12 protein-coding genes and 1 other RNA gene are annotated in these 11643 nt (G+C 28.7%); all 13 read left to right on the top strand.

Going from position 1 to position 11643, the window contains the following annotated elements; genetic code table 11:
- Positions 1-150: 150 nt before the first annotated feature.
- The 13 genes from C1715_RS14140 (at position 151) to C1715_RS14080 (ending at position 11623) form a co-directional block, all read left to right on the top strand.
- Complete coding sequence (locus tag C1715_RS14140; protein ID WP_102401117.1) at positions 151-1590, top strand: MATE family efflux transporter; 1440 nt, start codon at positions 151-153, stop codon at positions 1588-1590.
- A 267-nt stretch (positions 1591-1857) separates the two neighbouring features.
- Positions 1858-2364, top strand: coding sequence for a methylated-DNA--[protein]-cysteine S-methyltransferase (locus tag C1715_RS14135; RefSeq protein WP_102401116.1), 507 nt, complete (start codon positions 1858-1860; stop codon positions 2362-2364).
- Between the two features lie 48 nt (positions 2365-2412).
- A complete protein-coding gene (locus C1715_RS14130; protein ID WP_102401115.1) occupies positions 2413-4743 on the top strand; it encodes an ATP-dependent Clp protease ATP-binding subunit in 2331 nt (776 codons plus the stop codon).
- A 233-nt stretch (positions 4744-4976) separates the two neighbouring features.
- Positions 4977-5441: a hypothetical protein gene (locus C1715_RS14125; RefSeq protein WP_102401114.1), complete on the top strand. Its 465-nt coding sequence runs from the start codon at positions 4977-4979 to the stop codon at positions 5439-5441.
- Entirely contained in the window at positions 5438-6118 is a 681-nt protein-coding gene (locus C1715_RS14120; protein ID WP_102401113.1) for an accessory gene regulator ArgB-like protein, read from the top strand. Before C1715_RS14125 ends, C1715_RS14120 begins: the two co-directional genes overlap by 4 nt.
- Positions 6099-6236: a cyclic lactone autoinducer peptide gene (locus C1715_RS14115; RefSeq protein WP_102401112.1), complete on the top strand. Its 138-nt coding sequence runs from the start codon at positions 6099-6101 to the stop codon at positions 6234-6236. Before C1715_RS14120 ends, C1715_RS14115 begins: the two co-directional genes overlap by 20 nt.
- A gap of 71 nt (positions 6237-6307) precedes the next feature.
- Positions 6308-7999, top strand: coding sequence for a bifunctional diguanylate cyclase/phosphohydrolase (locus C1715_RS14110; protein ID WP_102401111.1), 1692 nt, complete (start codon positions 6308-6310; stop codon positions 7997-7999).
- An 80-nt stretch (positions 8000-8079) separates the two neighbouring features.
- Positions 8080-8262: non-coding RNA, 6S RNA (gene ssrS / locus C1715_RS14105), on the top strand.
- 169 nt (positions 8263-8431) lie between these two features.
- Entirely contained in the window at positions 8432-8596 is a 165-nt protein-coding gene (locus C1715_RS19635) for a hypothetical protein (protein ID WP_207654982.1), read from the top strand.
- Between the two features lie 2 nt (positions 8597-8598).
- On the top strand, positions 8599-9468 hold the full coding sequence (locus C1715_RS14095; RefSeq protein ID WP_102401109.1) for a hypothetical protein: 870 nt from the start codon (positions 8599-8601) through the stop codon (positions 9466-9468).
- Positions 9458-10252 (top strand): sugar phosphate isomerase/epimerase family protein, encoded by a 795-nt coding sequence (locus C1715_RS14090; protein WP_102401108.1) that lies wholly within the window; start codon positions 9458-9460, stop codon positions 10250-10252. The genes C1715_RS14095 and C1715_RS14090 overlap by 11 nt, the downstream gene beginning before the upstream one ends.
- A 105-nt stretch (positions 10253-10357) precedes the next feature.
- Positions 10358-11041 carry a hypothetical protein gene (locus C1715_RS14085; protein ID WP_102401107.1) on the top strand — a complete coding sequence of 228 codons (684 nt, stop codon included), beginning with the start codon at positions 10358-10360 and terminating at the stop codon, positions 11039-11041.
- An 84-nt stretch (positions 11042-11125) separates the two neighbouring features.
- Entirely contained in the window at positions 11126-11623 is a 498-nt protein-coding gene (locus C1715_RS14080; protein ID WP_180964099.1) for a GNAT family N-acetyltransferase, read from the top strand.
- The last annotated feature ends 20 nt before the right edge of the window (positions 11624-11643 follow it).

The following is an 11643-nucleotide window of genomic DNA, read 5'->3' as shown; positions in this document are numbered from 1 at the left end:
CAATAGCAAAAAAGTACTTAAATTTTAAAATGATTAGATTTAAGAGATACTTTTAGGGAGAATTTTCCCAAATAATTATAGAAAGGTCGTGAAACTATAAAGCTTCAGAGAAAAAATTAAATACGAAAACAGGAAAGAAAGGTGAAAAATATGGCAGTAAACACTCAAAAGGTTACTCAGGGCAATATAGATTTTGCCACGGGAAAAGTGAGTAGAGTATTAATCAAATTTGCCATTCCAGCCATAATATCCTTGTTCGTTGCAGAGCTTTATAATATGGTGGACACCATATTTGTAGGTAGAGCCATAGGAGCTACGGCCATAGGTGCATTAACCATAGCCTTTCCTATACAAAGATTAATGTCATCTTTGGGACTTTTAATAGCTGTAGGAGCTTCAACCATAGTAGCTAGGAGCTTAGGAGAAGGTAACTATAAAAAAATTTCAAAAGTAATAATAAATTCTTTAAGCATTATGGTTTTAATTATGTCTACACTTATAATAGGTATATATGTTTTTAAGAATCCTATTATAAAAGGTTTAGGTGCAACTGACAATATATATCCCTTTGCAAATGACTATATAAGAATAGTTGTAATAGGGGGAATATTTCAGGGATTTACGTTGATTATAGGTTATATTTTAACTGCTTTGGGAAATGCTAGAATCAATTTAGTAGCTACATCTATAGGAGCTATATGTAATGTAATAATAGACTTTTTACTTGTAATAATCTTTCCTTTAGGGGTTACAGGAGCGGCAATTGCTACTGTGACATCTCAAATTATTTCTAGTGTATTTGCACTATATCATTTCTTAAGGGTGAAAGGTAAACTAAATTTATCTTTAAGTTTTAATATGGATAGGAAAATAAGTTCTACTATAATTGCTGTAGGTTTTTCTACATTTATAGTTGAGATATCAGATGCAGTGGTTGCAGTAGTTTTAAATAATATGCTGGTTCCCTATGGAGATATTGCTATAGTCATAGTTGGAGTTATATCAAAGGTATCTATGTTTATGTATATTACAATAATAGGTATAAGCTCTGCTATGCAGCCTATAGCAGCTTTTAACTATGGAGCTAGAAATTACAAAAGGGTTAAGGAAGTAGCTAAAAAGTCTAAAATCGCCACTTGGGTAACTTCAATAGTTATTTGGGCAGTAATGATGGTATTTGCAGCACCTATAATAGGAAGTTTTGTTAGAGAACAGGATATATTAACGGAGGCTATAAAGGCATTTAGGATAGTAATATCTATTTTCCCATGTATAGGAAGTTATTTTGTAGCCATATATTATTATCAAGCTATTGGAGAGGCAAAGATCTCTTTACTTCTATCTATATATAGACAGCTTTTAATATTTATTCCGGTAGTTGTGATTACTACAAAATATTTTGGAATGTTAGGTACCTGGATAGCGTATCCTTTATCTGATATGATATCAGCGGTTACAGGAATATATTATATGAGAAAGGCTAGAATATATATAGATGAAGACATAATGGAAGAAAGAAAAATTGCAGAGAGAAGGAAGCTTAAAGAAGCATATGGTAATGGCAGAATAGGACGTGTGACAGAGGCTTAATATGGTAGAGTTTTAAAATTCAATATAAGGCACATTAAAATAAATACCGAATAGGTGATAAGTATATTTAATATAATTACCATTTATTTGGTATTTTTTATTTTAAGAAATAAGTAACAAAAATATTAAATTATCTACTAATATTTTCATATGGTAAAGACTGTGATAGAATTATGGTAAATGTGTATTAATATATTTTTTATTTAAATTGCTATTAAATAAGGTAAAAGTATCAAAATATAATTTACTTTATGGAGGATTTTAATTATGGAAGAAATTACTGGATGCTATTATAACTCTCCTATTGGTACCATAGAGATAAAAGGAGTGGCAAAAGGTATTACATCCGTACAATTTGTAGAAAAACAGATAGAAAATAATAATTATATTTGTGAAGGATATAATAAGAAAATATATCCTGTGATAGTTCAGTGTAGAAATCAACTGGAAGAGTATTTTAATGGGAGTAGAAAAGATTTTCAATTAGATATTATATTAAAAGGTACTTCTTTTCAAAATAAAGTTTGGAAAGAGCTCATTAAGATACCTTTCGGAACTACAGTATCATATAAATATATAGCAGAAGCTGTTGGAAGTAGTAAAGCTTTTAGGGCAGTAGGAAATGCAAATAATAAAAACCCTATAACTATTATAATACCATGTCATAGAGTTATTGGTGTTAATAATAAATTAGTAGGTTATGGGGGAGGCTTATGGAGGAAAGAATGGTTACTAAATCACGAAAAGAAATTTTATTATAAAGATAGTATTTGATATATTGATATATACAATTCTAATATACTGATAATTGGAGATGATTATATGCAAATGTGTTCTATTTGTCATAAAAATATAGCAACTATATATACTGCAAAACTAGAAAATGGAAAACAGGAAATTATAGGTTTGTGTCTACAGTGTGCAAAAAAAATGGGGTATCCAATGATGGATCAAATACTGAATGAAACAGGTATGAGTCCAGAAGAATTTGAAAATATCTCGCAGCAAATGAATAATATGTTAGAAAACGTGAATATAGAAGAGGCAATGGAAGGAGTAAAAGAATTGCAAGAATCAGGCGCATTAGGAGATGGAGGAGATGAAGGAGATGAAAAATCACTTTCAAGTTTTTTTAATAGTATATTTTCTAATGCTAGTGCTGTTAAAAAGCCTTTGGATAATGAAGAAGGTAAAATGGAAGGAGCTCCCGCAGCAGGAGAAACTAAAATTAAAAATAAAAGGGTTAGGAAAAAGAGAAAGAATTTAGAAAACTATGGAATAAATTTAACTAGAAAAGCCAAAGAAGGCGGCGTAGATAAGGTTATAGGAAGAAATAGGGAAATAGATAGAGTGGTTCAGATATTAAATAGAAGAACTAAGAATAACCCGGTACTTATAGGAGAGCCTGGGGTTGGAAAAACTGCTATAGCGGAGGGATTAGCAGTTAGAATTGTGGAAAAAGAAATACCAGAGAAACTTTTTAATGCAGAAGTATATTTATTGGATTTGACTTCGGTGGTTGCAGGAACTCAATTTAGAGGTCAATTTGAAGCTAGAATGAAATCTATTATAGAGGAAGCTAAAGAAAATGGAAATATTATTTTAGTAATAGATGAAATACACAATATAATAGGCGCAGGTGAAGCTCAAGGTGGAGCTATAAATGCTGCTAATATTTTAAAGCCAGCATTGGCTAGAGGTGAAATTCAAGTACTTGGAGCTACAACGTTAGAGGAGTACAGAAAAAACATAGAAAAGGATTCTGCTTTGGAGAGAAGATTTCAACCAGTATTAGTGGAGGAGCCTTCAGTTAAAGATACTATAGAAATAATAAAAGGTATAAAACATTATTATGAGGATTACCATAAGGTTAAAATATCTGGTGAAGTTATAGAAGCAGCTACAAATTTAGCGCAGCGCTATATTAATGATAGATTTTTGCCAGATAAGGCTATTGATGTTATTGATGAAGCTAGTTCTAGAGCCAACCTAAAGAATAAAGGATTAGTAGAGATTAAAGCATTAAAAGATGAAGAATATGAGTTAGAAAAAATTATGGAAGAAGCTGCGGATAAAAATGATTATGAAAAGGCAGCAGATTATAAAGTTAAGTTATGTAAAGTAAAGGAAAAAATAAATTGTATGGAAAAGGAATGTAGTCATATAGAATTAACATTAGAAGATGTGGCGTTTATAATAGAATCTTGGACTAAGATACCTGTTATGAAGGTAACTGAGGAAGAAGGAGATAAATTATTAAATTTAGAGATGACCCTTCATAAAAGAATAGTTGGTCAGGAAAAAGCTGTGGCTGCTTTAGCTAAAGCCATAAGAAGAAATAGATTAGGCTTTAGTAAAAAGAAGAAACCTTCTTCATTTATATTTGTAGGACCTACAGGGGTAGGAAAGACTCAACTTGTAAAGACTCTTGCGGATGAATTGTTTGGCAGTGAGGATTCGCTTATAAGAATAGATATGTCAGAATATATGGAGAAGCATACAGCATCTAAATTAATAGGTGCTCCTCCAGGATATGTAGGTTATGATGAAGGAGGACAGTTAACGGAAAAAGTTAGAAGAAAACCATACTCAGTGATACTACTAGATGAAATTGAAAAAGCACATCCAGATGTTTTTAATATGCTACTTCAAATTCTAGAGGATGGAAGACTTACAGATAGCCAAGGACGAACGATAAATTTTGAAAATACAGTAATAATAATGACTTCTAATGCAGGGACTAATTTTAAGTCATCAGGTATAGGTTTTGCAAACGAAAGTTATCAAGTGGTAGAAAATAAGGTAAGGGATGCTTTAAAAGAAACTTTTAAACCAGAGTTTTTAAATAGGGTGGATGAAATAATAATATTCTCTAGTTTAACCAAGGATGAATTGTATGAAATTTTAGATTTGATGTTGAAAGAAGTAATTGGAGAAATGGAAGAAAAAGGGGTAAATGTTCATGTATCAAAGGATGTTAAAGAATTTATATTGCAAAAGGGTTATGATCCTAAATATGGAGCAAGGCCTTTAAGAAGAGCAATACAAAAGTATATTGAAGATGAAATAGTAGAGGAGTATTTGCAAAATCGGTTTAAAAAAGGAGATACCATAAAAGTTATATTAGAACAGGGAGAAGTTAAGATAAAATAATTTAAAACCAGGAGATTATATTCCTGGTTTTAAAATTCATAATAAAACTTTATATTAATGTTTGAGTTATACAATTATATAGTTATTATGCTATTTTATATCATTTATGGTAATATATAATAAATATAATTGGATTTTATCATATATTGTATTTCATATTAGTGATAAAAGTGGTATAATTAGGTTGTATTTAGGAAATATAAAAAATAAATATTTATACAAAGGATGATTTTATGCTAAAGGTTTCGCTACTTGTGATGATGTTTAGGGGAATACCTGAGATTTACTTACTATTCGTACTATTTTATGTTTTGGATAATAAAAGAATAGATAGGAAAAAGATTATTTTATCTACATGTATTATGAGTATAATGATATATTGTATTAGAATTCTTCCAATACATTTTGGAGTACATACAATAATATTAACTATATTTAATATTATTGTGGCAGTTTACATAAATAAAATTAATGCCATAAGGGCTATGTCAGGTTCATTAATTGGTGCAATAATAATGTTTTTATGTGAAGGTATAAATTTGTGGATTGTACAGAAGTTTTTTAATACACCATTTTCACAAGTGTCTAAATGCACAATTAAATGTGTTATGTTGTCCCTTCCATCATTATTAATATTTTTAATTGCAGTTCTTATTTTAAAAAAGATGTTTAATAAGGAGGGAAATTTACAGGAGTGATTGAAAAAATATGTAATAATTTGTCAGAATATATATCTTCTAATTTGAGTTTCGATAAGGACAAGGAAGAAGTAATAGCATATGGTATATTTGCTTGTATTCAAACAGCATATTCAATTTTGTGCATAATAATAGTAGGTTTGGTTTTAAATGTGTTAAAAGAAGCACTTATATTTTCATTTAGTGGAAGTTTTTTGAGAAGGACCTCTGGAGGAGTTCATTCTAGTACTCCTAGCCGATGTGCCATAACAGGAGCGTTTGTATCAGGTGTTATTGCATGGCTTATTAATAGATTTTCAAATGGCATAAGTTTAAATTTACTTATAATATTTGAGATACTAATTTTTTTAATAGCTTATTACTTAATAAGTAAGTTAGCACCAGTAGACAGCAAGGCCAAGCCTATAAAAAGTAAAGAAAAGAGAAATATTTTAAGAAAAAAATCTATTAAAATATGGTGTGTTTTATTTTTAATTAGCACTTGTTTAATATTTTTTTATTATATAAATAATAATCAAGTTTTATTAGAATTTAGCATGTGTGTAAGTGCAGGAGTGTTATGGCAAGTTGGAAGTCTTACACAATTTGGACAAGCATTTATTAATTTTACAGATATAATTTTTAATAAAATAAAATTTTTATTTGGAGGTGTGTTAAATGAAAAAAAGAATAATTAAGGGTATATTGGGTTTAGGAGCAGTTTTATTTACATCTATAGCATTAACTACATCTGCTTATGCATGTTACTTCTTCTTATACCAACCAGAAGAACCTAAATGCTTAAGAGAAGAGTAGAAATTTAAAGGTGGTTAATACCACCTTTAAATTTATTAAATTTATAAATTAAATCTGAAAGAGTGACTTTTATGAATAAAGTTAAAGAGAATAAAACTAAAAAGTTAAATGAATTAGTTGCAATAGTAAAATTAATACTATTGCTTCTTTCTGGAATAATAATTTTACAAAAATGTTTAAAGGGAAAAAGTAAATATCTATATATAACATATAATTGGCGTGAAATATTTTTAATAGCTGTATCAATTTTTGTATTATTATTAATATATACATTGTGGATTGTTTTCACATCAGGGAAATATAAATATCAAAAAAATATTATTCAACATGTGGAGAATGTATTTTTTTTAATTTTTTTTGCATACTTGATTATTCAATCAGGAGGTTATTTAAGTCCATATAAATTTATATTTATGCTTATAATTATAACCTCTAATATCCAATTAGGAATGAATTCAGGACTTTTTATATCAGTAGTGTCATCAATTTTTATTTTAGCCTTAGATTTAATAAGTGTTAAAAATGTAGAAGTGAACACATTTTTTGAAAATGACTTAATATTATCGGGAGTGTTTATTTTAACAAGTATTTCTTTGGGATACTATGTGAAAATAGAAGAAGAGCATAGTGCAAAGTTATCTGAAATGGTTAATCTTGATGGATTGACAGGAGTGTACAATCATAGATATTTTCAAGAGGTATTAAAGGAAAAAATAAATGAAGCTAAAGAGCTCGAAGAAAATTTATCGATAATATTTTTGGATATAGATTATTTTAAGTATTATAATGATTTATATGGACATCAAAATGGTGATAAAGTATTAGAAAAAATAGGAAGTATTCTAAGGGATAATGTAAGGGAAAAAGATGTGGTTGCAAGATATGGTGGAGAAGAGTTTGCGGTGATAATGCCTAAAACTGTTGAAGAAGTAGCAATGCAAGTAGCAGAAAAAATAAGGTTAGCTGTGGAAAATTATAAGTTTCAAGGAGAAGAGAATCAGCCTAATGGAAATTTAACAGTTTCCATAGGGGTATCTAGTTTCCCAGATAAAGCAAAAAATGATTTAGAACTTTTAAAAAGTGTGGATGATGCTTTATATAGGGCGAAGTTTTTTCATAAGAATAGAGTTGAAAGCTATTACTCAGTTTTAGAAGAATTAAAAAGGGATATAGAAGAAGAACATATTGATTTAATAACATCTATAAAAACATTAATTAGTATAATTAATGCTAAGGATAGATATACATATGGACATGTAGAGAGAGTGGTTGTTTATTGTAAACTCATGGCAGAAAGTTTGAATTTATCAGAAAAGGAAAAGAAAATATTAATATATGGTGCATATATGCATGACATAGGAAAAATAAATATACCAGAAGAAGTAATAAATAAAAGAATGCCTCTTACAAAGGCAGAATGGGAAATGTTAAAACAGCATCCACAAAAGGGTGTAGACATTATAAAACCAGTAGAATCTTTAAAAGATACTATTCCTTTGATTTTACATCACCATGAAAGATATGATGGTACTGGTTATCCAAAGGGGTTAAGTGGTGAAGATATACCGTATTTGGCTAGAGTACTAACAGTAGTTGATAGCTTTGATGCTATGACATCTAATAGACCATATAATACAAAAAAAAGTTACGATGAGGCCATAGAGGAATTGAAGAAATGCAGTGGAACTCAATTTGATCCAATTTTAGCAGAGCGATTTATTGAAGTCATTGTAAGTAATAAAAGTGAGTTTTATGAAATGTAGCTTTAAAAAATTTGTTAAAGCTATTGCATTTTTGTATTAAATTTTGTATAATGATGTCGAAGAGAAAATGTATAAGAATTATATTTCTGAGATATTTGTGAGCTCTTATTTTGAACCTACAGTTTGCAAAAGGGAATTCAATATTTAAATGTGAAAATGAGCTATAAGACCTTTTAGGGCCAGTTCGTGGAAGTATTTATGAGGGTACCCACCTATCGAGAGGATAGGTGTCAAAATTAGAGTGGCGGTATTTCGGATTTAATTTATAAAAAATAAATGATTATAAGCAGAGAGTATTCTCTGCTTTTTTTATTTTTGTGCGTCTAGCAAAGCTGGGCTATGCTTACTGGTGAAAGTCCAGTCGAGGTAATTGCCAAGAAGCCTTGTAGCCAACCACCAAGCGTAGTAGAAATACTGGGTTTGAAAGAGGTAATGAATATTCTTAATGAAATGGGATTAAAGAAACTTTCCTCTAATCTACTCTACATGTTTAATATTATGGTTATATGTGGTAAAATACAAGTAGTAATAAGTACAATTTTCTTTGGTAAGGAAGGAAAAATTGAGGTGCTTATTATGGAGGGGGAGGCATTGTAAGGATGATAGACATGGTAGCTATATTTAGCAATGGAAGATGCCCTTTAAATAAAGAGCAAGCTGAAAAAGAAGCATTAAATTTAGGGTATGAAACTTTATTGTGTATAACGGATAAAGATACTTTTAGTGGTAGAAGTTCCTATGGAATATGGTGTGTTGGAATTCCTGAAGATTATTTTAGGATAAAGAATTTTATAAATTATGAAAATGTTCATAGAAGAAAAGTGATTATATGGAGTAGACATAGTGAATTAATAGAAAAAATCTATTCTAACATATTTAGTATAAGTGAAGGTAAGGAAAAATATATTATAAAATTAGATGATGTAAAATATGTATGCCATTCTACAACAATTGAAAGTTTTTATGAAATATTAAAGGATGGTAAACTGTTAAGTTATAGTGAACTTATAAAAAGAAAGAAAAAAGTTAAGACAGTTAGATTTCAATTAAAGGAACCGGAGGATTATTTAGAATATATTAATTTATGTGCTTGTGATAGCGTAGCTTCTGAAATAGTGATGGCATCAAGGCAGTATGGAAGAATTAATTGTGATGCAGAATTAAGGTACAAGCCTGGTGTTAGGATTTACTTTGATAGAGAGAAATTGTTATCAATGTATGAAGTTTATCCAGATGGATTACATATGTTTGCTGCACATAAAAGGCTACCTTTAGATTTAGCATGTGCTTTTGTGTTTCCTTCAGAAAGAATAATGAAAGGGTTTATTAAAAATAAAAATTTTAAAGAAGAACATTTAAAAAAAATTTGCAGCATTAAAAAAGAAAAACAGTATTGGACTCCAGGAGAATATATATTAGAGGTTAACGCATTACTTACTAAGAAAGGAATGAAGTCAAATGACTTGTAATTGTAAATTTGGAATGCCTACATTAATTGAAGAAGATAATATAGAGGATAATGCAATATTATGTAATGAATTGGGATTAGATTTTGTGGAATTAAACATGAATTTGCCTTATTGCATGCCTAAAAATAATAGTCCTGAAGATTTAATGAAATTAAAAGAAAAATATAATGTGGAGTTTACTTTGCATTTTCCTGAAGAAATTGATTTTGGATGTTTTTATGATGAAATAAGAGAAGCGAACATTAGACTTTTTGAATATATTGCCATGTGGGCGTCGGAATTTGGAGCTAAAAAAATTAATATTCATTTAAATTCAGGGATATACTTTACATTACCACATAAAAAGATGTTTGTTTATGAAAAAAATAATGAATTGTTTATAGACAAGCTTAAGGATTCTTTAAATAAAATAATTGCTATTGCAGAACCTTTGGGTATAAAGGTATGTGTTGAAAATATGCAAGTACATAAATTTGTAGAAGAAGCTTTTTTAGAGCTATGTGATGTTTCTGGAGTGAATTTCACTTGGGATGTGGGACATGATGCTATGGCGGGATATAAAATAAAAAATATATATTTAAACCATCCATATAAAGTTAGCCATATGCATTTACATGACTACAATGGAGTAAGTGATCATCAAGTATTATTTAATGGTCATGTCCCTATAAAAGAAAGAATTAAATTTGCACAAGAAAATAACTTAAGTGTTTTAATTGAGACAAAGACTGTAAAGGCACTTAAAGAGTCGGTAAAAAGGCTTAGGGAATGTTCAATATTATAAAAGAGCAATAAACCATAAAAGTATGAATATACTATGTGGATTATTGTACGTACAAGTATGATACAATACTTGGGTTAAGAATTTATAGAGGGGAGAAGAGGGGCTATGTTACATGAAAAAGTAAGTAAGTATGTTAAAATAATAATGCTAATTTTTGTTTTATATTTTTCACATGAAAATCTTCATAATTACGGAATTTTTGAAAGAAATTTTAGATATGTAATTTTTGTAGGCTTTTGTATATTTTTTATAATATTTTTAAGCTCAGAAGAAAAAAACAAAACCAGTAAAATTCATAAAATATCAGAATATTTGCTTTTATTTCTTTTTATATGTATGGTTGGGGTTAAGATATATGATTTTAATGTATATAGAAGAGTTGATAAATTATGTAATCATATAGAGTTTAATTTTAATGATATAGATAAAATAGAAGTGGAAAAAGTTGCACCAGAAAGTGATAGAAAAAATACTCTAGGTGAAAAAATAACATATGATAAAGAGAAGATAAATTATTTGAAGAATTATATTTGTTCTATAAATTTCACAAAAGCAAAAAGTAAATCACAAATAAAAGATGAGAAGTATTTAAAGGAACAACGGGTTTTTTACATTTCTTTTATAAATAATAAGAATAAGGGAGATATTGATGATAATAGGTTGATTTTAGAGGTATTTCCCAATAAAGTAATAGCAAAAGGAAATGTAGAGGAAACTATTTATTATAGCGTTGAAAATGTTTTGAATAAGGATTTATTGTGGAAGTTTTATGATAATTTATATGACTGATAATGGATTTACAATAGCTTAAGAGTGTTATGAATGTAGATATAATCACATCAAATTATTACAATTTAAGAAAGGTGAATGCATGTGAATTTAAAAGAAACTATTCAGCCAGATATTATACAAATAAAAAACAATTTAAGATTGAAAATTTTACAAGAAGGAGATTATAAATTAGCTCTTCCATGGTATCATAGCGAAAAGGTAATGTACTATTCTGAGGGAGTTAAAGATAAGGTATATGATATAGAACAAATTAACTGCATGTATAAGTATTTAAGTGGTATCGGAGAATTATATTTAATAGAAATATTAGAAAAGGAAGAATGGAAGGCAATTGGAGATGTTACTTTATCTGAGGAAAACATGCCTATAGTTATAGGAGAAGAATATTGGGGATTTGGCATTGGGAAAAAAGTAATAAAAAAGCTTTTAGAAAGAGGAAAGAAAATAGGACTAAGTAGGACAAAAGTGAAAATTTATAAATATAATGATCGCTCAAAAAATTTGTTTATATCTTTAGGATTCACAAAGGTTTCAGAAGATGAAAAGTCCTATAAATTTGAATATGTATTTAGTAGTTAATTAAAAAATGGGGCTGTGGC

Source organism: Haloimpatiens massiliensis (assembly GCF_900184255.1).
In the GTDB taxonomy this organism is placed as follows: domain Bacteria; phylum Bacillota; class Clostridia; order Clostridiales; family Clostridiaceae; genus Haloimpatiens; species Haloimpatiens massiliensis.
This window is presented reverse-complemented; position numbering and strand designations above follow the sequence as displayed.